A 23,178-nucleotide genomic window follows, 5' to 3' on the forward strand; every position below is an offset into this window, starting at 1 on the left:
TGATTGAGTGATAGCGGCAGTTTGATGATTTTGTTGTTTGACCGGCCGCCATCGCTGGCAAGCCAGCTCCCACAGGATGTGTGGTGTACACAAAATATGTGAACGACCGAGTCACTGTGGGAGCTGGCTTGCCAGCGATTGGCGCGCAGCGCCGGCCATGCTCAGGTATTGGCTGGCGGCTTGCGCAACAGGCTGAACGCCATCGCCCCGAGAAACACCACACTGAGCAGCAACACCGCCCACAGCCCGAACTTCTTCCAATTGGTCCCGGCCACCGCAGCCGTCGTCGCCGTTGAGGTTTGCGTGGCCACTGCTTCGTCCTGCACCGTCGCCTTGCCCAGGCTCGCCAGCTTTTCTGGCTTGAAGTCCGGAATCAACGTTGCCAGTGGCAGGTTCGCCGTTTTCACCGTGGCATTGCCCAAGGCCAGGCTGTACGGCCCTTCGCCCCGGGCGAGGAAGATCACTTGCGTGGCGCGCACCGCATATTTCAGGTCCGGCGCCTGCTCCCCCAGGCCGCCGCCGCGCTCATCCACGGTCAGCTTGAGTTGCTGCACGGTCTGCCCGGACAGCGGGATTTCGTTCTGCACCACGTCCTGATTGCTCTGGCTCAGGCGATAGAGCAAACCGCTGCTCAGTGTCTGCCACGGCAAGTTGCTCTCACGCCGACCGGCCAACGTCACCGGCGCCAGACTGTTCGGCTGTTTCAGCTCAACCTGCACCCGCTCGACATTCAGCCCCATCGGCAATTGCCAGGTGTACTCCCCGGACTTGGTGCTGCTGCCGGCCACGCTGGGCGACCACACCAAAGGCAGCGGCAGGTTGCGCGGGTCGCTGCTTTTCAGTTGCGCCGAGGTCAGGATCGGCGCCGAACCCGGCGACTCCCACAGCAGGCGCACGTAACGCGCGGTCTGCCCCGGCAGGCTCACTTGGTGCTGTTCGATGCGCTCATCGGAAAAGGTCAGCCGTGCCACTTGGCCCTCGCCCCATGACTGCCAGTGCTGCAGATCGTCGCTGGCCTCGATGCTGAAACGCTGGAAACCGTCGCGCTCGCTGGTCCAGTCGAGGATCAACTGCTGCAACGGTGCCTTGATTGCACTGGCATCGAGCAGCCAGCCGCGCAGCACTTCTTCGCCCGCCTCCAGTTGCGAGGACGGTTGCACTTCGACCAGCGTGCCGTTGATGGTCGACTGCACGCGCACGTTCGGCGCACGTTCGCTGGCGTCAGCGGCGTTGTACAGCGGGAACCACTTGACCTCGTGCAGCTTGCCGTCGTCACGGGTCTGCGCCGATTCGCGAGCCAAGGCGTAGGCCTGCGCTTCGCCGGCGGCGTTGAACACACGCAGATCGCTGAGATCGGTCTGGCGCGCCTGCAATTGCGCGCTCAGCGGCAGGTCGAGGCGATACCACGGGCCATTGCCACTCACCGACAACGGCACCTGCGTGGCGAAGTCCGCCGGTTTTTCCTGAGCACCGGCCACCATCACCACGCCCAGCGCCAACCACCCCAGATTCAGCATGCGACTCAAGATGCAACTCCTTCGGTTTCCGGCGCGGGTTTGTCCGCCGCCGGTTCAGCCTCGACGCGTTTGGGTGGCAGCGGCGCGAAGTAGCCGACCACCAGCAGCAACACGCCAACGCCGATAAACGAGACGATCCGGGCGAGGCCGCCACGGTTGCTCAGTTCGACAAAAATCAGTTTGGCCACCACCAGCGCAATCAGCGCCGCGCCGATCAGCCACACTTCGCGGCGGTGGCGCAGATGACCGCCGATCATCAGTCCCAGCGCCATCAACGTCCAGACGATCGACAGGCCGGCCTGCACCAGCATCGACGCGAGCAGTTGATCGAGCTCGAACGGGATGCCGGCCCAGTGATGCGCAGCGCGGGTGACCAGCGCGGTGCAGAACGCGAACAGTGAAACCCCGGCGATCAGTTGCGTGGCCTGGTCGGCGTAGTCCTGGCGGATCGACAACTGCGCAACGGCGCTGCGCGACCAGATGTAAACGCCGAACAGCGCAAACAGCAGACCCAACTCCAGCGGATTAAGCAGCGGCACGTAAGGCAAGGGTTCGGCATTGCCATTGCTGACGCCATTGGCCAGCCAGAACCACGCCAGCATCAGCACCGCCAGCGGTGCCGCTGCGTACAAGCGGTACTCGCGAGCAAAAGCGGCGACCGGCCACGGCCAGTTGCGAGGTGCCGCCATCAGCAGCAGATACAGGCTCGGCAGAATCGCCCAGCCCAGCCAGCGCCAGGCGTTGTATTGCTCGGACAACAACAGCAGGCCGTAACGCAACTCCAGCGCCAGCACGCCAATCAGCAGCCAGCAACCGAGCACATGGGCGGCGCTCAACGCGCGCGCCGGCAACATCGACGCCAAGCGGCGCAAGCTGAAGAAATGCACCGCGAACAGCGCCGGCCACGCCAGCCAGCCGAAGTCGGCGGCCGGGTGGTAGCGCGAATGCCAAGCGCCGAGCAAAACCAGCGCCGCCGCCGGAATCAGCAAGGTGCAGAGCAACCCCAGCGCCGGCCACTTCAGACGCAGCGACAAAATCGTCCACAGCGCCACACTGATTGCAGCGACGAACAGCAACAACGCGCCCTGCAGATCCGGCGGAGCAAACCGCAGCACTTCGCTGACCCACGCCAGCATCCACCAGGCAGCACCCCAGACCAGCAGCACCTGCGATAAGCGCTGCAAACTCCAGGCATCAAAAGCCGTGGCATGGTTGCCCAATTGCAAGCGCCACGCACCGATCAGCGCGGCCAGCCCCAGCACCAGCGGTGTCCAGAAGCCGCCATGGGCCAATGGTTGCAATCCTTCGCTAGACAATGGCCCGAGCCATTCGGGGCCGGCGAGCAGAAACGCCGCGCCGCCGACCACCTGCAACAGCAGCCCGAAAACGAAACTCAGACGCTGTTGCAGATACAGGCTCAGCCAGATGATCAGCAAACCGCTGGCCGCCCACACTGCACTCGCGGTTTGCCACGGCAGCACGAACAGCACCGCCAGATTGATCAGCACCAAGCCGGCCAGCAGCACCACCGACAAGCCGCGCAGCAGGCGCACATCGCCGCGCACCATCTCGGCCCGCGCCGCCAGCAGCATGCCGCCAATCAAGGCCAGACCGATCAAGGACGCACTGAGCAAACCGCTCCAGCCAGCGCTGAACACCGCCGTCGAATCTTCGCCGGCCGTTTGCAGGCGCAGCAGGAACAACGCGCCGCCCAGCAACTGCACGGCGAACGCGGTGAACAGGAATGTGCGTGATTGAATCCGCAAGCCGACAAACAACGTTGCCAAACCGGCCAAGGCCCAACTGATCGCCGTGCCCTGGATGAACAGGAACAACGGCGCCAGCAGATACAGGAACGTCAGGCCCAGACACGCCAGCACTGGCAGGCCTTGCCTTTCCCACGGCAATGTTTGCTCGGGCGTAGCCTTGCGCAGTTGGAAGAAACTGAACAGCAGCGCGGCGCCAAGCATCAGCGCGCCCAGCGGTGCGCCGTCGAGCAGGCTGCTCTCGCCGGGCTGCAACTGGCTGAGAAACGCCAGTGCCGAACCCAGTTGCAGCAGTAAGGCAAAGGCCCGGGCAAACGGTCGATGCTGACGCAACCCGAGCCAGAAAATTCCCGCGCCTTCCACGGCCCACGCCGCAGAAGTCCAGCGCGCATCGAGCCCCAGCGGAATCGCCAGGCTGGCGAAAATCACTCCCAGCGCCAGGCAGGTTTCGCCCAGCAGCATCGCGCGCCCGCCCATCAAAACTTTGGCCAGCGCCATATAGATCATGCCCAGCGCCAATGCACTGAACGCCGCCGCAAATTCGAGGTGCTGGACCAACGCAAACTGCAAACCGAAGCCAATGATCGGCGGGCCGAACAGCATGGTGCCGTCGACATAATCACCCTTGCGTGCAGACCATTGCAGCAGCGCCTCGCGATCAGCCTCCGCCGGAGCATCCTGCAGGTCGCGCAATTTGCGCCGGGCGAACAGCAGGCCGATGGCGAGGTACATGAGGAAAAACAAAATCAGGAACGGCTCGGTGCTCCACAGCAATTCCGGCGTGTAGGAACGCAGGCCCCAGGCGAATCCGATACCGAAGGTGCCGACGAAACCGATCAGGTTGAGCAGGCGCCAGGCCTTGAACCAGGCGATAGCAAGAATGCCCGCGTTGAGCAGAGCGAAATAGCTGAACAGTGCGACGTGATTGCCTTCGCCTGTAGAGGTGAGAATCGGCGCGGCGAAACCGCCCAAAGCTGCCGCTGCGGCCAACCCCAGCGCGTCCTGGGTAATTGCCAGAATGGCCGAGAACACCGTCACCGCGACCAGCAAACCGAGTGCAGCGGACGGATCAAGCAACGGATGCAGACGCATCGCCGCAAACACCGTCAGGTACAACACCGCGATCCCGGTGCCTTGCAGCATCAATGCATAGTTGCTGTTGCGTCGGCGCAGCCACCAGCCCAGCGCAAGCAGAGCCAAAGCCGCTGCCGCGACGCCGGCGTACCGCAACTCGATCGGCACCACCATGCCTTCGGTGGCGTAACGCAGTAAAAATGCCAGACCGAAAAACAGCAGCACCACACCGACGCGCAGCACTGTATTGCCGCCAAACAGCCAGTTGCGCGCAGCGCTGATGCCGCGTTCGATCAGGTTCGGGCCACGGGGTTCGGCGGTTTTTTGCTGTGGTGCAACGGGAGCCGGTTCGGCGCGCCAGACATCGGCCGGCAACGGCTGGCTGGTTTCGCGGGCGACGGCGGAAATCGGTTCAAGTTCGGGGGGCAGTTCCCAGATCAGCTCAGTGGTCGGGGCAGCCTGCTCAGCCACGTCGACGGGTGCGGCGACTGGCTCGGCTTCAGGTGACGGCACGGGCGCATGCGAGGGCGAACCCTCCAGCACAAACAGCCGCTGAGCCACGCCTTGCAAGGCTTCGCGCACCTGCTCGAGTTGACGCTGTTGTTCCGCCGCCTGCGAGCCAAGGCGCGCAATGCGCAGCGCCTGGCCGATGACCAGCCCCAGCAGCGCACCCAATAGCGCGCCACTGAACGACTCGTCGAGCAGTCCACCGAGCACCAGCCCGATCAACATGAACATCCATTGCATGGTCGATATCCCTAAGCAGCCCCGGGGCGGGGCGAGTCCGGCGATGGCTTCAGTCTAGGCACAAACCGTGTGGGAGCGAGCCTGCTCGCGAAGGCGGATTGTCAGCCAACATTTCTGTTTAAGTCGACGATCGCTTCGCGAGCAGGCTCGCTCCCACAGGGTACGGCGGTGATTGATGCCTTTTAACCGGCGCTCAGTATATCGATCCGGCCCAACAAACGTTGGGCCTTGCGCAGATTTGTCGGGGAAAGTTACTCCAGCGCTTTCCAGATATCCGTGGCGTACTCGCGAATCGTCCGGTCGGAAGAGAACCAGCCCATCCGCGAGGTGTTGAGCACCGCCGAACGCCACCAGTTCTGCGAGTCATGCCAGTGCGCATCGACACGCTTCTGCGCCTCCCAATAGGAGTCGAAGTCGGCGCAGACCAGAAAGCGGTCATAGTCGATCAACGAATCGATCAGGCCGGTATAACGCGAAGTGTCGTCCGGCGAGAACACACCGCTGCGAATCGCTTGCAGCACATCGTTCAAACGATGGGAGGCGGCGATGTCGGGTACGGCGCTGAACTCGTGGTTCTGCTTGCGCGCTTCAACCTGTTGCGCACTGAGACCGAAGATGAACATGTGCTCGGCACCGATGCGCTCGCACATTTCCACGTTGGCACCGTCGAGGGTGCCGATGGTCAGCGCGCCGTTGAGGCCGAACTTCATGTTACTGGTGCCCGACGCCTCGAAACCGGCGGTGGAAATCTGCTCGGACAAGTCCGCCGCCGGGATGATGCTCTCGGCCAGGCTGACGTTGTAGTTGGGCAGGAACACCACTTTCAGCAGGCCACGCACGGTCGGGTCGTTGTTCACTACGCGTGCGATGTCATTGGTCAGCTTGATGATCAGCTTGGCCTGGTGATAACTCGCCGCCGCTTTACCGGCGAAGATCTTCACCCGTGGCACCCAGTCGACTTCCGGTTCGGCACGAATCGCCTGGTACAACGCTACGGTGTGCATCAGGTTGAGCAACTGACGCTTGTATTCGTGAATACGTTTGACCTGCACGTCGAACATCGCCGCCGGGTTGACCGCGATCCCGAGGCGCTCGTGAATCAGATAGGCCAGCGCCTTCTTGCTGTGCAAACGCTGCTCGGCGAAGGCTTTGCGGAACGCGGTTTTCTCGGCGAACGGTTCGAGTTCGAGCAGGCGCTCTTCGGGATGATCAAGCACGTCCGGGCCGAGAGCGTCGGTCAGCATTGAGGTCAGTTCCGGGTTGGCCTGATACAACCAGCGGCGGAAGGTGATGCCGTTGGTTTTGTTGTTGATCCGCTCCGGATAGAGCTTGTGCAGTTCGGCGAATACGGTTTTGCGCATCAGCTGCGTATGCAGACCGGACACGCCGTTGACGCTGTGCGAACCGAGGAACGCGAGGTTGCCCATGCGCACCCGGCGGCCGTTGTCTTCTTCGATCAGCGACACCGCGCGCAACACGTCGAAGTCATGAATGCCCTTGGCCCGCAACGAATCGATGTGCTGTGCGTTGATCAGGTAAATGATCTGCATGTGCCGTGGCAGCATGCGTTCCATCAGCCCGACCGGCCAGGTTTCCAGCGCTTCCGGCAGCAGCGTGTGATTGGTGTACGACAGCGTGTCGACGGTGACTTGCCATGCTGCGTCCCACGCGACGTCGTAGACGTCGACCAGTTGGCGCATCAGCTCGGCCACTGCAATCGAGGGGTGAGTGTCGTTGAGCTGGATCGCCGCGTGGTCACCGAGGGTCAGAACCGAGGTGTGCATGTTGCGGTGACGGCGCAGCAGATCCTGCAGCGAAGCGGCGACGAAGAAGTATTCCTGACGAAGGCGCAGTTCTTGCCCGGCTTCGGTGCTGTCGGCCGGATAAAGGACGCGGGAGATACTTTCGGCGCGGGCCACTTCCGCCACCGCGCCCAGGTGGTCACCGGCGTTGAAGCGCTCCAGGTGCAGGTCTTCCATGGCGCGGGCACGCCACAGGCGCAGGGTGTTGACGCTCGCTCCGCGCCAGCCGACCACCGGCGTGTCATAAGCAATGGCGCGCACGGTTTCCGCCGGCGACCAGACCTGACGAGTCTTGCCGGAGGCATCGGTGACGGTTTCGACGCTGCCGCCGAAGCCGATCGGGTACGCCACTTCCGGCCGTTCGAATTCCCAAGGGTTGCCGAAATCCAGCCAGTGTTCGGTCTGCTCCTGTTGCCAGCCATCGACAATCGCCTGACGGAACAAGCCATGCTCATAACGAATGCCATAGCCATGGCCGGCGATGCCAAGGGTCGACATGCTTTCCATGAAGCACGCCGCGAGACGACCGAGGCCGCCATTGCCCAGCGCTGCATCGGGCTCCAGCAGGCGGATGCGCTCCAGATCGACGCCCAGTTCGGTCAGCGCTTCACGGGCGACGTCGAGCAGGCCGAGGTTGCTCAGGCTGTCGTAGAGCAAACGGCCGATGAGAAATTCCAGCGAGAGGTAATAAACCCGCTTCTGGCCTTTGCGATAGATCTGTCGGGTGTGGTCCATCCAGTGTTCGACCATGTGATCACGCGCAGCCAGGGCGATGGCTTCGAACCAGTCATGGTCGAAGGCGTGATCGGGGTCTTTGCCCACGGCGTAGGTGAGTTTGGTCAGGACGGCGTCGCGGAATGCGGCCACCTCTGCTTCGCGAACTAGTGGTTCTTGAGTCATCAACAGGACCTCGAGCGAGCGGGAATTTTCTGAGCCTAGACGGTCTGACCGGCGGTAACGGCTCTGGTTCGGCAGTATTTGCGCGGACTGTGCGCCAGTGCGACATAACCCTGGCGGATGAGCCAATGAATGCAGGGGCCGTGCCGTCCTGTCGGGCAAAATGCGGCCGCTGTGAAAATATCCGGCGAAAGGTTGTTCAAAATTCCACCGCTCCCGGTATGATCGCGCGCCCTGATGCATACACGCCTGGTAACTCCCGATGATGAAGCCCAACCTGATCGCCGCCGCCGAGATTGATCGTCTCGATACGTGGGCCAAATATTCGGCGCCGATGTGCGGCTCGTGCATGTCCAGCTGCTGCACGTTGCCGGTCGAAGTGAAGATCAAGGATCTGGTGCGCATCGGTGTGGTCGACGAGTTCGAACTGGGCGATCCGCCAAAGAACATCGCCAAGCGTCTGCAAAAGGAAGGTCTGGTTGAGCGCTTCAATCAGAAGTCGGGAATCTTCACCCTCCAGCGCATGAGCAATAACGACTGCTATTACCTGGATCGTAAAACCCGCCTGTGCACCATTTATGACAAGCGCCCGGACACCTGCCGCAACCACCCGAAGATCGGCCCGCGGCCGGGGTATTGCGCTTATAAGCCGAAAGAAGTCGAGCGGGTGCAGAATTTCCGATCAATTGAGCGCTTCTGAGCGACGCTGAGCTCTTGGGTAGCCGTTAAACCCCAGCCCCTCACCCCAGCCCTCTCCCGAGGGAGAGGGAGCCGATCTCTGTCGGCTTCCAAACCTGAGTTCGACTCGATTACTCAGGTCGATGCAAAATCAAAGAACAACTCGGTCAGTCCCCTCTCCCTCCGGGAGAGGGCTAGGGTGAGGGACTTTTGAGCCCGGACAAACAAAAACGCCCCCGGTCTCGCGACCGGGGGCGTTTTCTATTCCAGGGCTGGATTACGCCTTGGCTTTCTTGGCAGCGCGGGTACGCTCGCTTTCGTCGAGGATCTTCTTGCGAAGACGGATCGACTTAGGCGTAACTTCGCACAGCTCGTCTTCCTGGATGTATTCCAGAGCCTGTTCCAGGGTGAAGCGAACAGGTGGGACCAGAGCGATGGTTTCGTCTTTACCCGAAGCACGCATGTTGTCGAGCTTCTTGCCTTTGGTTGGGTTGACACCCAGGTCGTTGTCGCGGCTGTTCTGACCAACGATCTGACCGTTGTAGATCTCCTGGCCGTGTTCTACGAACAGCTTGCCACGAGCCTGCAGGGTTTCCAGCGAGTAGGTCAGAGCCTTGCCGGTTTCAACCGAAACCAGAACGCCGTTCTGACGGCCGGACATGTGGCCCGACTTCACTGGAGCGTAACGGTCGAAGATCGAGGTCAGGATGCCAGCACCGTTGGTCAGGGTCAGGAACTGGTTACGGAAACCGATCAGACCGCGAGCAGGGATGTTGTATTCCAGACGAACACGGCCCTTGCCATCCGGCACCATGTTGCTCAGATCGCCCTTACGCAGACCCATCTCTTCCATGACCTTGCCCTGGGATTCTTCAGGGATATCGATGGTGACGTTTTCGAACGGTTCCTGCTTCACGCCGTCCACTTCACGGATGATCACTTCAGGACGGCCCAGGGCCAGCTCGAAGCCTTCGCGACGCATGGTTTCGATCAGTACCGAGAGGTGCAGCTCACCACGGCCGGAAACCTTGAACTTGTCAGCCGAGTCGCCTTCTTCAACGCGCAGTGCAACGTTGTACAGCAGCTCTTTGTCCAGACGATCCTTGATGTTACGGGAGGTCACGAACTTGCCTTCTTTACCGCAGAATGGCGAGTCGTTTACCTGGAAGGTCATGGAAACGGTTGGCTCGTCAACGGTCAGCGGCTTCATCGCCTCGACGGTGTTGATATCGCACAGAGTGTCGGAGATGAACAGCTCGTCGAAGCCGCTGATGCAGACGATGTCGCCGGCAGCTGCTTCGTCAACGTCGATGCGGTGCAGACCGTGGTGACCCATCAGCTTCAGGATACGACCGTTGCGGCGCTTGCCGTCGGCGCTGATAGCGACAACCGGGGTGTTCGGCTTGACGCGACCGCGAGCGATACGGCCAACACCGATAACACCCAGGAAGCTGTTGTAGTCCAGCGCGGAGATCTGCATCTGGAACGGACCGTCACGGTCAACGGCCGGAGGCGGAACGTGGTCGACTACTGCCTGGTACAGCGGAGTCATGTCTTCCGCCATGGCGGTGTGGTCCAGACCGGCAATACCGTTCAGGGCCGAAGCGTAAACAACCTGGAAGTCCAGTTGTTCTTCGGTAGCACCGAGGTTGTCGAACAGGTCGAAGATCTGGTCCAGAACCCAGTCCGGACGTGCGCCTGGACGGTCAACCTTGTTGATCACCACGATTGGACGCAGGCCGGCTTCGAAAGCCTTCTTGGTCACGAAACGGGTTTGCGGCATAGGGCCGTCTTGAGCGTCAACCAGCAGCAGAACGGAGTCGACCATCGACATTACGCGTTCAACTTCGCCGCCGAAGTCGGCGTGGCCCGGGGTGTCCACGATGTTGATGTGGTAGCCGTTCCAGTTGATGGCGGTGTTCTTCGCCAGAATGGTAATACCGCGTTCTTTTTCCTGGTCGTTGGAGTCCATCACGCGCTCATCGTTGAGCTCGTTGCGCTCCAGGGTGCCGGATTGACGCAGGAGTTTGTCTACCAGGGTGGTTTTACCGTGGTCAACGTGGGCAATGATGGCGATGTTGCGTAGATTTTCGATCACTTGTGTATCTCGATCAGAGGATTCGGTTTGCTGACAAGTCATGGCAGCGATTAGCAGTAGTGTCCGGCATGGCCGTTACAGCTTGACGGCGGTGTCGGGGGGCCGGTGACGCAGGCCACAGGCAAACAGCCCCGGGCACTTAGCTCGGTCGATAAACGCGCACATTGGCATGCCCCTCACTGAGCAAATGGTGGGCATGCAGGCGACTCATCACGCCTTTGTCGCAATACAGCAGGTACTGGCGAGTAGGGTCCAGTTCCTTGAAACGTGCGTTCACTGCATAGAACGGCATCGTCTGTACCTCTATGCCGGCGAGCTCCAGCGGGTCATCCTCGGCGGCATCCGGGTGGCGGATGTCGATGACGATCTGACCGGCCAGCGCTTCGCTGACTTCTTCAATTTGCAAATCCTGGCCCAACTCGTCGATTACCCGATCGATCGGCACCAGTTTGGCGTTGGCGAGCGCACGCTCGAGTACCGCCATGTCGAATTCTTTCTCTTCGTGCTCAACCCGGCCCCGCTTGGCGGCAGTCTTGGGGTTGACCGAAATCACGCCGCAATATTCCGGCATGTGCCGGGCGAAATCGGCGGTGCCGATCTCGTTGGCCGTGTCGATGATGTCCTGCTTGTGCGCGACGATCAGCGGCCGCAGCACCAGCTTGTCGGTCACGCAGTCGATCACCGACAGGTTCGGCAGCGTCTGGCTCGACACCTGGGAGATCGCTTCACCGGTCACCAGTGCATCGATGTGCAGGCGTTCGGCGATCTCGGACGAGGCGCGCAACATCATACGCTTCAAAACCACGCCCATATGACTGTTATCGACTTTGCCGAGAATTTCGCCCAGCACTTCCTCGAATGGCACACTGACAAATAGCACGCGTTGCGAGCTGCCGTACTTCTTCCAGATGAAGTGCGCGACTTCCATCACGCCCAATTCGTGGGCACGCCCGCCGAGATTGAAGAAGCAGAAGTGCGCCATCAGGCCGCGACGCATGATCTGGTAAGCCGCCACGGTCGAATCGAAGCCGCCGGACATCAACACCAGCGTCTGCTCCAGCGCACCCAGCGGGTAGCCGCCGATGCCGTTGTGCTGGCTGTGAATCACGAACAACCGTTTGTCGCGAACTTCGATACGGACTTCGATTTGCGGCGCTTTAAGGTCGATTCCGGCTGCACCGCACTCGCGACGCAGCTTGCTGCCGACGTATTTTTCCACGTCCATCGAGCTGAACGCATGCTTGCCTGCGCGCTTGCAGCGTACCGAGAAAATCTTCCCGGCCAGCGCATCGCCGTAGTGCTGTTTGCACTTTTCGGTAATGTCGTCGAAGTCGCCCAGCGGGTACTCGTCGATCTGCAGAAAGTGCGCGATACCCGGCATGCAGGTCAGGCGCTCGCCCATCTCCTTCAAGGCTTTGGGGTCGGTAACGCGGGTTTCCAGCTCGAGATTGTCCCACACGCCGTTCACCACCACGGCCGGGTCCAGGTCACGGAGCACGGTGCGGATGTTCTTGGCCAACTGGCGGATGAATTTCGTCCGGACAGGTCGGCTTTTGATGGTGATCTCGGGGAAGACTTTTACGATAAGTTTCATGAAAACAGCGCGCGAACGGCCAGCCGAAAAAGGGGGGCGCGGATTATAGCGGAAATTGCTCAAGGTTTAACCAGTTAATGTGCAGAAGGTTTTGCTTGCACCAAAACAGGTCATTTCTGAATTTAAACGCAACATTAAGGGGCGGGATTTGTCGATTCAGTACCTCGCACGCCTTAATAAGCGTGAATTTGGGGCAAAAAACCCATGCTGGGGCACTGGCATGCAATTTGCTCCCTTGTGAGGCAGGTTGCCTTGGCAGAGTATTCGCGCCGGCATCACCATTATTAAGGGCATCCACTACCCGCCCTAATTCACCCGGAGGACACTATGTCGAAGTCGGTTCAACTCATCAAAGATCATGACGTCAAGTGGATTGATCTGCGCTTCACGGACACCAAAGGCACTCAGCACCACGTGACCATGCCGGCTCGCGATGCGCTGGATGACGACTTCTTCGAAGTCGGCAAGATGTTCGACGGCTCCTCCATCTCCGGCTGGAAAGGCATCGAAGCCTCCGACATGATCCTGATGCCGGTCGATGAAACTGCCGTACTCGATCCGTTCACCGAAGACCCAACCCTGATTCTGGTGTGCGACATCATCGAGCCTTCGAGCATGCAGGGCTACGATCGCGACCCACGTGCGATCGCCAAGCGCGCCGAAGAGCACCTGAAAGCCACCGGTATCGGTGACACCGTATTCGCCGGTCCGGAGCCTGAGTTCTTCATTTTTGACTCGGTGAAATTCAAGTCGGACATCTCCGGCTCGATGTTCAAGATCTACTCCGAGCAAGGGTCGTGGATGTCCGACCAGGACATCGAAGGCGGCAACAAGGGTCACCGTCCAGGCGTGAAAGGCGGCTACTTCCCGGTTCCACCGTTCGACCACGACCACGAAATCCGTACCGCCATGTGCAACGCACTGGAAGAAATGGGTCAGTCGGTTGAAGTTCACCACCACGAAGTGGCGACTGCCGGCCAGAACGAAATCGGCGTCAAGTTCAACACCCTGGTGAAGAAAGCTGACGAAGTTCAGACCCTGAAATACGTTGTGCACAACGTTGCCGACGCTTACGGCCGCACCGCGACCTTCATGCCGAAGCCACTGTACGGCGACAACGGTTCGGGCATGCACGTACACATGTCGATCTGGAAAGACGGCAAGAACACCTTCGCAGGTGAAGGCTATGCCGGCCTGTCCGATACCGCTCTGTACTTCATCGGCGGCATCATCAAGCACGGTAAGGCCCTGAACGGCTTCACCAACCCGGCGACCAACTCCTACAAGCGTCTGGTGCCAGGCTTCGAAGCGCCAGTAATGCTGGCCTACTCGGCGCGCAACCGTTCCGCTTCGATCCGTATTCCTTACGTGTCGAGCCCGAAAGCCCGCCGTATCGAAGCACGCTTCCCGGATCCGGCTGCCAACCCGTACCTGGCCTTCGCAGCACTGCTGATGGCCGGTCTGGACGGTATCCAGAACAAGATCCACCCAGGCGATGCTGCCGACAAAAACCTGTACGACCTGCCGCCTGAAGAGGCGAAAGAGATTCCACAGGTTTGCGGCAGCCTGAAAGAAGCCCTGGAAGAGCTGGACAAGGGCCGCGCCTTCCTGACCAAGGGCGGCGTGTTCTCCGACGACTTCATCGACGCTTACATCGCGCTGAAATCGGAAGAAGAAATCAAGGTTCGCACCTTCGTACACCCACTGGAATATGAGCTGTACTACAGCTGCTGATCCGGTAGCGCTGCGTAAAGCGGCGTGACAAAAGAGGCCTCCTTCGGGAGGCCTTTTTTATTGCCCGGCGCAGCGCATTTTCAGTGTGGGAGCGAGCCTGCTCGCGAAAGCGGTGTGTCATTGATCGTTCCCACGCTTCGCGTGGGAACGATCCGTGTTTTGGCTACCAGTCTTTTCAATTCCAGTTATTAACGGTTTTGGCCAACCGCCCCACCTGTCCTATGCTGCTACCCATCGCTCCCAACCCCGGTCGATTTCATGGGTCGCACGTTTCTCTACATCCTGCTGCTGATCGCCCTGCCCGCCGCCGCGCAGATCTACAAGTACACCGACGCCAACGGCAACACGGCGTACAGCAATCAGCCGCCGGACGGCGTACAGGCGCAACCGGTCGAGTTGCCACCCCTCAACCGGGTCGAGCCGCAAGCACCGAGTGCGCCGCAGGCACCCACCGCAGAACAACCGCAACCAGCGCGCAACGCCTATGAAATCCTCGAACTCGCCGGTCTGCCCACTGACGAGGCCCTGCGCGCCAATAACGGCACCTTTACGGTCAATGTCCTGATCAAACCGCGCCTGCAACCGCCGCATCAATTAAGGCTGCTACTCGACGACCAGCCCTATGGCCAGCCGAGCAACGTGCCGGTCCTGCAATTGATCAACATCGATCGCGGCGAGCATCGCCTGGCCGTGCAAGTGATCGACGGCCAGACTGTCATCCAGCAGAGCCCACCCGCGGTCTTCACCGTGCAACGGGTGCATACGCCGTGATTCGCGCGGGGCTGGCACTCATCCTGGTGTTGATGTCGACGTCCGCCTCGGCGGAGGTCTTTACCTACATCGACGCACAGGGCAACCGCGTCTACACCGACCAGCCGCGCGCCAACGCCAAGCGAGTGCCGATCGCGACGAGCAATCGCATGGGTGTCCCTGCCAACACCGCAGCGCCGATCACCACAGCGAAAAAATCCGCCGAACCAGCGCCCTTTCACTACGACATGCTGCGCATTCTGATCCCGGAGCCCGATGCTACTTTGCGCAGCAGCGCCGGCGAGCTGATCGTCAGCGTCACCAGCGAGCCCGGCCTGCAAAGCGGCCATCGTTATCGCTTGCTGCTGGATGGCAAGGCCACTGGCGAGCCCGGCGTCAGCCCGGTATTTGCGCTGAGCAATATCGATCGCGGCAGCCACAGCCTTTCGATCGAAATCCTCGACGCCGCCGGGCGTACCGTGGAACGCACCGCCAATCAGCCGTTCCACATGCTGCGCATTTCCCTGGCGCAGAAACGTCAGGTCAAACCCTGTGTCGCCGACGACTATGGTGTGCGCCCGGAATGCCCGCTCAAGGACAAACCTGACGAACCGAAAAACCCATTCCTGCGCTTCTTTTAACGTCTGCCGGGCATGCGCACCCTATTGGTGCACTAAACTGCATCTCGCCCACAACCCAACCCATTTTGGTTCGAAACTTCCCGTTTGCGCTGGCTTCGTGCCATACAAACGCGCGTCAAACGCCTGTTTCAGGGGATAAACGCTTCTTTTCGGAGCCTTGGTTTGGTTTTTGCATTTTCCCGATATCAGCGCTTTGTTCTCGCGCACGCCTTGCTCCAAAAGGGGTCCAGATGACCATAAGCGACGCTATTCACCGTTTGCTGCTCGACAACCTGACCACGGCGACCATCCTGCTCGACGCCGAGCTGCGCCTGGAGTACATGAACCCGGCGGCGGAAATGCTGTTGGCCGTCAGCGGTCAGCGCAGCCACGGCCAGTTCATCAGCGAGCTGTTCACCGAATCCCCCGAGGCGCTCAATTCCCTGCGTCAGGCGGTGGAGCAGGCGCACCCGTTCACCAAGCGTGAAGCGATGCTCACCGCCCTCACCGGCCAGACGCTTACCGTGGATTACGCTGTCACGCCGATTCTCAGTAACGGCGAGACTTTGCTTTTGCTCGAAGTGCACCCGCGTGACCGCCTGCTGCGGATCACCAAGGAAGAGGCGCAGTTGTCCAAGCAGGAAACCAGCAAGATGCTGGTGCGCGGCCTCGCCCACGAGATCAAGAACCCCCTCGGCGGCATCCGTGGTGCGGCGCAATTGCTCGCCCGCGAGCTTCCGGAAGAGAGCCTGCGCGATTACACCAATGTGATCATCGAAGAGGCCGACCGCCTGCGCAATCTGGTCGATCGCATGCTCGGCTCGAATAAGTTGCCGTCGCTGGCCATGTGCAACGTCCACGAAGTGCTCGAACGCGTCTGCCATCTGGTCGAGGCCGAAAGCCAGGGCTGCATCACCCTGGTGCGTGATTACGACCCGAGCATTCCCGACGTATTGATCGACCGCGAGCAAATGATTCAGGCGGTGTTGAACATCGTGCGCAACGCGATGCAGGCGATCAGCAGCCAGAACGAGCTGCGTCTGGGCCGCATCAGCCTGCGCACCCGCGCCATGCGCCAATTCACCATCGGCCACATCCGCCATCGTCTGGTGACCAAGATCGAGATCATCGACAACGGTCCCGGCATTCCGGCGGAACTGCAGGAAACCATTTTCTTTCCCATGGTCAGCGGCCGCCCGGACGGTACCGGGCTGGGCTTGGCCATTACCCAGAACATCATCAGTCAGCACCAGGGCCTGATCGAGTGTGAGAGCCATCCAGGCCACACCACCTTCTCGATCTTCCTGCCACTGGAACAAGGAGCCACATCGACATGAGCCGTAGTGAAACCGTGTGGATCGTCGATGACGACCGTTCTATCCGTTGGGTCCTGGAAAAGGCCTTGCAGCAGGAAGGCATGACCACCCAGAGCTTCGACAGCGCCGATGGCGTGATGAGTCGTCTGGCCCGGCAGCAGCCGGACGTGATCATTTCCGATATCCGCATGCCGGGCGCCAGTGGCCTGGATCTGCTGGCGCGGATTCGCGAACAGCACCCACGGCTGCCGGTCATCATCATGACCGCTCACTCCGACCTGGACAGCGCTGTCGCCTCCTATCAGGGCGGTGCTTTCGAGTACCTGCCCAAGCCTTTCGACGTCGATGAGGCGGTATCGCTGGTCAAACGCGCCAACCAGCATGCCCAGGAACAGCAAGGCCTGGAAGTGGTGCCTGCGCTGACGCGCACCCCGGAAATCATCGGCGAAGCGCCGGCGATGCAGGAAGTGTTTCGTGCCATCGGGCGCCTGAGCCACTCCAACATCACCGTGCTGATCAACGGCGAATCCGGTACCGGTAAAGAACTGGTCGCCCACGCCCTGCACCGCCACAGCCCACGCGCGGCTTCGCCGTTCATTGCCCTGAACATGGCGGCGATTCCCAAGGATCTGATGGAATCGGAACTGTTCGGCCACGAGAAAGGCGCGTTCACCGGCGCGGCAAACCTGCGTCGCGGTCGCTTTGAACAAGCGGACGGCGGCACGCTGTTCCTTGATGAAATCGGCGACATGCCGGCGGACACCCAGACTCGCCTGCTGCGCGTGCTGGCCGATGGCGAGTTCTACCGCGTCGGCGGCCATGTGCCGGTGAAGGTCGATGTACGCATCATCGCCGCGACCCACCAGAATCTGGAAACGCTCGTCCACGCCGGCAAATTCCGTGAGGACTTGTTCCACCGCCTCAACGTGATCCGCATCCACATCCCGCGCCTGTCGGATCGTCGCGAAGACATCCCGACCCTGGCCCGGCACTTCCTCAGCCGCGCCGCGCAGGAACTGGCGGTCGAGCCGAAGCTGCTGAAAAGCGAAACCGAGGAATACCTGAAAAACCTGCCGTGGCCGGGCAACGTGCGCCAGCTGGAGAACACCTGCCGCTGGATCACCGTCATGGCTTCCGGCCGTGAAGTGCACATCAGTGACTTGCCACCGGAACTGCTCAACCTGCCGCAGGATTCGGCGCCAGTGACCAACTGGGAACAGGCCCTGCGCCAGTGGGCCGATCAGGCCCTGGCCCGTGGCCAGTCGAGCCTGCTCGACAGCGCAGTGCCGGCGTTCGAGCGGATCATGATCGAGACTGCTTTGAAGCACACCGCAGGACGTCGGCGTGATGCGGCGGTGCTGCTGGGTTGGGGGCGCAATACCCTGACGCGCAAGATCAAGGAACTGGGGATGAAGGTTGATGGTGGGGATGATGATGAGGGGGAAGAGGGTTAACGCTTAAGGGTTGTCGTGTACTCAGGATCGATCCCCCTCACCCCAGCCCTCTCCCCCAAGGGGGAGAGGGGGAAGGGAGCAATCTCGGGTGGTTTCGAGGCCTGAGTTCGGCTCGGTATCTCAGGTCGGCGTAACTTGACCGGGCACCTCGGTCAGTCCCCTCTCCCTCTGGGAGAGGGTCAGGGTGAGGGCCACCGTGCACCGCATCAATGCACAATGACCCGCGATCGCGCACAGCCGTATCGCCACAATTACTCCTGAAAAACCTGAAAAACCCTTTATTCAAAAACGCGAAAGCCCCGAGTCCCGGGGCTTTCGCGTTCCCAAAGCGTTATTTGTTTCAGCAAATTAAAACCTGGCACGCACCCTGCAATACCTATCTCAGGTGATTCGTTTCACCACCCGTTTCGGGGACCTTGGTACAGGCAGGCCGGGGATTCCCCTCTTTACATCGGGCTCAGACCGCAACGGATGAGTCCACCCTTTTGGGATCCTTGGTACAGGCAGGCCGGGGGTTCCCTCTTTACACCGGGCCGACGCTGAACGCGACGCCCATGCTTTTGGGAACCCTGATACAGGCAGGTCAGGGATTCCCGCTTTTACACCGCAATGCGTTCTGCGCCTATTCGAACTTGGGACGCTTGGGCAGAGGGTGCAGCGGTTGATTCTGTCGCCCTGCGTCATAGCTGCGGATTTCATTCTCCAGCCGGTCCAGCATCCTCCCGGGACTCGTTTCCGTATGAAGAATGGCGTCGAGCCTGGCCCGCTCGGTGACGTCGGCCCGGTCATACATTTCCAGAAACCACCACACGCGCCGCTGCAGCAGCGGGCGTTCGACGTGAAACTCGGGCGTTCGGCTCAGCCGACGAAGAATGCCGGTCACTGCCAGTGGCATTGCGGCGTTATGCCTGCCCCACAGCGCTTGTTTTTCCGCTATCTGGTCCTGTGGCACATTGCGTAGCCAGAGATCGGCTGACCCATCGCTGCTTTCCTGCCCAAGCCAGATATCGGTGCCTGTCTCGGCACGTGCTCGTATCAACCGCCGTAGCGAGGCCGGGTCCGTGATCGGATTGCCGATGAGATTGAACCCCGCTCTGAGCTCCACGGATTCGGGAATCGACCTGATGTGATTGTCCGCAAGATTCAGTTCTCTTGCGGGAATCCTGTCGGTAACGCCCTCGGGAAATCGTTGCAATCGTGTGTTGGAAAGATCCAGCTCCTGCAGTGCGGTCATGTTTTCGAGTGAAAGGCTGTCCGCAAGCGGATTGCCCCCCAGTCTCAACACTTCAAGCTTCGACGCCACGTCGATGGCCTCAAGACCGGAAGGCAGCAGGTGTATTCCGGTGCGGCTCAGATCCAGCACTCGCAGTTCAGTCATCCCTCTGAGGTCAGCTGCCACTTGCAAAAAGGTGACTTGCTCCTGATGCCGCAATTGCATGTCGAGGCTATTCACCGGGGCCTCGAATGTATTGCAAAGCCATAGCTCATGTAGCCTGGCAAGGCCTCGTACGGAAAAGTCAGACGTCAATTCACAGTCCTGCAAGTGCAGCCTTTGCAGACGCGGGAATCTTTTCAATTGCTCGGCAAAGCGCGAATCCAGACTGAATTTTGAATGCACCCAATTAATCACGTCCCATCCTTGAAACCGGCCTTGCACTCCGATTTCCTGACTGGTAATCGTCAGGCTTTCAAGGTTGGGAAATTGTGCGCAAAACACGTCCGGATCCAGCCGGCCACGGCCTCTTAAAGTCAGAGAAACCACTGAGCCGAACTTCAAGGAAAGCGGCTTTGCAACTGGCCAAATCGTCAGATCGATTTCCAGCTTGAAGCCCACGAGCCGCCCATCACGGTAGACGCGCTGCTCGGGCTGGCCCTGCCATCGGTACAACTGGCGAAACGTCGCCCACATATTTCGCGCCTCATGAAACTCGTTGTCCGATGAAATGGAACCTCGACTGATCGGCAGGTCAAAATCCGTCGAGTCCAATAGCGCAAGCCCAAGCTGGATATGCTTGAGCTCAAGCTCTGCCACGTCCTTGTCATCAAACCGGGCGATGAAGGCATCCGCGTCCTCGTCGGTCGCGTCGGGAAGGTAGGTGCGGATCTGTTCCCGGGTAGTTGGCTCCGCGACTTCACGCGCATACCAGAGTCCGCTGTCCACATCGCGCAGCATCACCGGGCCGGAAGGGAGCAACTCGCTTGGACGCCGGGCTCGGTACAAACCCGTCGCAGGATCCACGGCGACAGGCACCAGGTCACCGTTGGCCAGGTCTGCGTAGGTTCGCCGACTGATCACCCGCAAACCTTCGCTGTTGACCTGTGGAAGTATCGCTCGGGCGTTGGTGACGTAATTGTCCAGCGAAGGCTGAGTGGCGGGAGGGCCAATACCCTCCGCGATTGCGCGAACTACAACGGCCGCGGCGGGGGGCACGGCATCCAGGGTGGCGTCGGTGGATGATCCGGCGCGCGGCAGCAAATGGTGCTGAGCAATATCCACATCGACGCCTGTGCGACCCAAGTGGCCGGGAAGCGAAGTGTCCACGTCCGCAGCCCGATGCGGGCTGCCCGAGGCGTCCAAGTGGGTACCGCCACCGCGAGGGGGTTTGACTGGCATATTTTCATCCTTGAAAAAGACGCCCCCTGCATTCCTGCAAGGGGACGACGGGTTTCGGCATCCTGCCGTTTGTAGGGGCGAACGATAGCGTGCACGAGCACGTGCTGGAGATGGGAAAGGAAGACGGTCGCAGTGGGAAACGACCTCAAAAAGTGTGGGAGCGCGCCCCAGTGATGAAGAAGTGCCGCTAGGGCTCGCTCAAACGGATCTCCAGTCGCCAGCGATCATCGACCTCGCTGCCGACCCAGTCGCCCCGCAACGGACGCGTTGCCAGCACCGTCAGCAACAATCCGCCATCACTCTTGCGCATGCGCCAGTTGACGTCCTTGCCGTTGAGCCTGAGCTGGCCTTTCTGCGGTCGACCTTCGGCCTGAAACAGCAGCGCGACGGTGCCGTCGATGATCTCGCCGTGCAGCTTCGGCTCATTGTTGAACCACACCACCAAGCCGCCATCGGTAACCTCGACCTGCTCCAGCACGCTCGGATCCGGCGTGGTCAGCCGGCCGATCATCAAGCCGATCATCAAGCCGACAATCGCCAGCGAGCCGATGACTCGCGGGAATAGTTTCGAACGGTTGTCCACAGGCGGCGTAGAATGCCGCTCATCTTTACCTTCGGAGCCGTGCATGTTTCACGTCATCCTTTTTCAACCAGAAATTCCGCCGAACACCGGCAACGTTATCAGGCTGTGCGCCAACAGCGGCTGCCACCTGCATTTGATCGAACCACTGGGTTTCGAGATGGACGACAAGCGCCTGCGCCGTGCCGGTCTCGACTACCACGAATATGCCACGTTGCAGCGTCACGCTGATCTGGCCAGTTGTCTGGAAAGTCTGGGCAACCCGCGCGTGTTCGCCTTCACCACCAAAGGTTCGCGGCCGTTCCATGATGCCGCGTTCGTGCCCGGCGACGCGTTTCTGTTCGGCCCGGAAAGCCGTGGCCTGCCAGCGGACGTGCTCGACGCCCTGCCCGCCGAACAGCGCCTGCGCCTGCCGATGCGCGAAGGCTGCCGCAGCCTGAACCTGTCCAACACCGTGGCGGTCGCCGTGTACGAAGCGTGGCGGCAGAACGACTTCAAGTAACGCCGCAAAACAAATGTGGGAGCGAGCCTGCTCGCGATTACGGAGTGTCAGTCAACATTGATGTGTCTGACAGACCGCTTTCGCGAGCAGGCTCGCTCCCACATGGGTGAGGCTGAATCGTTATTGAACGGTCGGGGTCTCGCCGCTTTCCTGCATGCGCTGCAGCTCCTGCGCGTACAGGGCATCGAAGTTCACCGGGGCCAGCATCAGCGCCGGGAACGAGCCGCGGGTAACCAGGCTGTCCAGGGTTTCGCGGGCGTACGGGAACAGGATGTTCGGGCAGAACGCACCCAAGGTGTGGCTCATCGAAGCCGCGTCCAGATTCTTGATCAGGAAGATACCGGCCTGTTGCACTTCAGCGATGAAGGCCACTTCTTCACCGTTTTTCACGGTAACGGACAGGGTCAGCACCACTTCGTAGAAATCGCCTTCCAGCGCTTTCTGGCGAGTGTTCAGATCCAGACCGACCGCCGGATCCCACTGCTGGCGGAAGATCGCCGGGCTTTTCGGGGCTTCGAAGGACAGGTCGCGTACGTAGATGCGCTGCAAGGAAAATTGCGGTGCGGTTTCTTCTTCGCTGGCTGCAGTGTTCTGTTGGTCAGTCATCTCAGATCCTTATCGATCTTGGGTCTTTTAGGGAGTGCTGTACGTGGGTGCAGCCGTTCAGCCCTTGAGCAGCGCGTCGAGTTTGCCGGCGCGTTCCAGGGCGTATAAATCATCGCAACCGCCGATGTGCTTTGCGCCGATCCAGATCTGCGGCACGGACGTGCGCCCGGCCTTTTTGGTCATTTCGGCACGCAGCTGCGGCTTGCCATCGACCTTGATCTCTTCGAAGGCCACGCCTTTGCTGGCGAGCAGATGCTTGGCGCGCGAGCAGTAAGGGCAGTAATCGCTGGAGTAGACGATGACTTCGCTCATGTCATTTCACCAGCGGCAGGTTGTCGCCTTTCCAGCTGGAAATCCCGCCGGACAGCTTGGCGGCGGTGAAGCCGGACTTCATCAGCTCGCGGGCGTGAGTACCGGCGGTCTGACCGAGGGCGTCGACCAGAATGATGGTCTTGGCCTTGTGTTTTTCCAGCTCGCCGACGCGGGCGGCCAGTTTGTCTTGCGGGATGTTCACCGCGCCGACGATGTGGCCAGCGGCATAATCCTTGGCCGGACGGATGTCCACCACCACGCCTGCGTCTTTATTGACCAGTGCGGTCAGCTCGCCGGTGCTCAGGCTCTTGCCGCCGCCCTGCATCGTGTGCGCCAGCAACAGAGCCAGAAGTACGACGAAGATACCGACAAGAATGTAGTGGTTAGTGGCAAATTCAATCAGGTGAGCAACCATCGAAGGAGGTTCCAGGGCGTTAAAATGTCGGCCAGTATACACAGCCACTATGGTCGGCCAAACCCCGTCCGGCGGTGACGCGGTCGGAACTTCGCTTTAAAC

Annotated in this window: 17 protein-coding genes; 7 read left to right on the top strand and 10 right to left on the bottom strand. The window is 60.6% G+C overall.

Translation table 11 applies throughout. The features are described from left to right. Nucleotides 1–161 precede the first annotated feature (161 nt). The 3 genes from D8U61_RS22380 to D8U61_RS22395 form a co-directional block, all read right to left on the bottom strand. Nucleotides 162–1,526, bottom strand: coding sequence for a DUF3999 domain-containing protein (locus tag D8U61_RS22380; protein ID WP_130927684.1), 1,365 nt, complete (start codon nucleotides 1,524–1,526; stop codon nucleotides 162–164). Beyond that, complete coding sequence (locus D8U61_RS22385; protein WP_130927685.1) at nucleotides 1,523–5,104, bottom strand: DUF2339 domain-containing protein; 3,582 nt, start codon at nucleotides 5,102–5,104, stop codon at nucleotides 1,523–1,525. The genes D8U61_RS22380 and D8U61_RS22385 overlap by 4 nt, the downstream gene beginning before the upstream one ends. Nucleotides 5,105–5,355: 251 nt before the next feature. After that, on the bottom strand, nucleotides 5,356–7,806 hold the full coding sequence (locus tag D8U61_RS22395; protein WP_130902931.1) for a glycogen/starch/alpha-glucan phosphorylase: 2,451 nt from the start codon (nucleotides 7,804–7,806) through the stop codon (nucleotides 5,356–5,358). A 259-nt stretch (nucleotides 7,807–8,065) separates the two neighbouring features. Here D8U61_RS22395 and D8U61_RS22400 point away from each other — a divergent pair, with 259 nt between their 5' ends. Beyond that, entirely contained in the window at nucleotides 8,066–8,503 is a 438-nt protein-coding gene (locus tag D8U61_RS22400; protein WP_130887632.1) for a YkgJ family cysteine cluster protein, read from the top strand. A 255-nt stretch (nucleotides 8,504–8,758) separates the two neighbouring features. Here the strand turns inward: D8U61_RS22400 and typA are convergent, their stop codons facing one another. Continuing rightward, nucleotides 8,759–10,579 carry a translational GTPase TypA gene (gene typA / locus D8U61_RS22405; protein WP_016772102.1) on the bottom strand — a complete coding sequence of 607 codons (1,821 nt, stop codon included), beginning with the start codon at nucleotides 10,577–10,579 and terminating at the stop codon, nucleotides 8,759–8,761. A gap of 139 nt (nucleotides 10,580–10,718) precedes the next feature. After that, on the bottom strand, nucleotides 10,719–12,173 hold the full coding sequence (gene thiI / locus D8U61_RS22410; protein ID WP_024011233.1) for a tRNA uracil 4-sulfurtransferase ThiI: 1,455 nt from the start codon (nucleotides 12,171–12,173) through the stop codon (nucleotides 10,719–10,721). A gap of 327 nt (nucleotides 12,174–12,500) precedes the next feature. Here thiI and glnA point away from each other — a divergent pair, with 327 nt between their 5' ends. The 5 genes from glnA (at nucleotide 12,501) to ntrC (ending at nucleotide 18,047) form a co-directional block, all read left to right on the top strand. Further along, a complete protein-coding gene (gene glnA / locus D8U61_RS22420; protein WP_016772104.1) occupies nucleotides 12,501–13,907 on the top strand; it encodes a type I glutamate--ammonia ligase in 1,407 nt (468 codons plus the stop codon). Nucleotides 13,908–14,165: 258 nt separating this feature from the next. Further along, nucleotides 14,166–14,678 (top strand): DUF4124 domain-containing protein, encoded by a 513-nt coding sequence (locus tag D8U61_RS22425; protein ID WP_110602139.1) that lies wholly within the window; start codon nucleotides 14,166–14,168, stop codon nucleotides 14,676–14,678. Between the two features lie 32 nt (nucleotides 14,679–14,710). Continuing rightward, nucleotides 14,711–15,298 (top strand): DUF4124 domain-containing protein, encoded by a 588-nt coding sequence (locus D8U61_RS22430; RefSeq protein ID WP_177421643.1) that lies wholly within the window; start codon nucleotides 14,711–14,713, stop codon nucleotides 15,296–15,298. Between the two features lie 230 nt (nucleotides 15,299–15,528). Beyond that, on the top strand, nucleotides 15,529–16,614 hold the full coding sequence (gene glnL, locus D8U61_RS22435; RefSeq protein WP_024011230.1) for a nitrogen regulation protein NR(II): 1,086 nt from the start codon (nucleotides 15,529–15,531) through the stop codon (nucleotides 16,612–16,614). Further along, entirely contained in the window at nucleotides 16,611–18,047 is a 1,437-nt protein-coding gene (gene ntrC, locus D8U61_RS22440; RefSeq protein WP_016772108.1) for a nitrogen regulation protein NR(I), read from the top strand. Before glnL ends, ntrC begins: the two co-directional genes overlap by 4 nt. A 622-nt stretch (nucleotides 18,048–18,669) precedes the next feature. On the opposite strand, the gene D8U61_RS22445 is transcribed toward ntrC, so the two are convergent. Further along, nucleotides 18,670–20,544, bottom strand: a complete 1,875-nt coding sequence (locus D8U61_RS22445; protein ID WP_241663649.1) for a leucine-rich repeat domain-containing protein — start codon at nucleotides 20,542–20,544, stop codon at nucleotides 18,670–18,672. Nucleotides 20,545–20,848: 304 nt separating this feature from the next. Continuing rightward, a complete protein-coding gene (locus tag D8U61_RS22450; protein ID WP_130927686.1) occupies nucleotides 20,849–21,289 on the bottom strand; it encodes a hypothetical protein in 441 nt (146 codons plus the stop codon). Here D8U61_RS22450 and D8U61_RS22455 point away from each other — a divergent pair. After that, nucleotides 21,288–21,743: a tRNA (cytidine(34)-2'-O)-methyltransferase gene (locus D8U61_RS22455; protein WP_016772113.1), complete on the top strand. Its 456-nt coding sequence runs from the start codon at nucleotides 21,288–21,290 to the stop codon at nucleotides 21,741–21,743. The two genes, D8U61_RS22450 and D8U61_RS22455, sit on opposite strands and share 2 nt — an antisense overlap. 120 nt (nucleotides 21,744–21,863) lie before the next feature. Here D8U61_RS22455 and secB read toward each other — a convergent pair whose 3' ends face one another. The 3 genes from secB to D8U61_RS22470 are packed head-to-tail and all read right to left on the bottom strand — an operon-like array spanning nucleotide 21,864 to nucleotide 23,076. Then, entirely contained in the window at nucleotides 21,864–22,349 is a 486-nt protein-coding gene (gene secB / locus D8U61_RS22460) for a protein-export chaperone SecB (protein ID WP_016772114.1), read from the bottom strand. 57 nt (nucleotides 22,350–22,406) lie between these two features. Beyond that, on the bottom strand, nucleotides 22,407–22,661 hold the full coding sequence (gene grxC, locus D8U61_RS22465) for a glutaredoxin 3 (RefSeq protein ID WP_016772115.1): 255 nt from the start codon (nucleotides 22,659–22,661) through the stop codon (nucleotides 22,407–22,409). A gap of 1 nt (nucleotide 22,662) precedes the next feature. Next, on the bottom strand, nucleotides 22,663–23,076 hold the full coding sequence (locus tag D8U61_RS22470) for a rhodanese-like domain-containing protein (RefSeq protein WP_016772116.1): 414 nt from the start codon (nucleotides 23,074–23,076) through the stop codon (nucleotides 22,663–22,665). Nucleotides 23,077–23,178: the final 102 nt, after the last annotated feature.

The sequence above is a fragment of the Pseudomonas sp. Sample_14 genome (assembly GCF_004307515.1).
GTDB lineage: Bacteria > Pseudomonadota > Gammaproteobacteria > Pseudomonadales > Pseudomonadaceae > Aquipseudomonas > Aquipseudomonas atacamensis.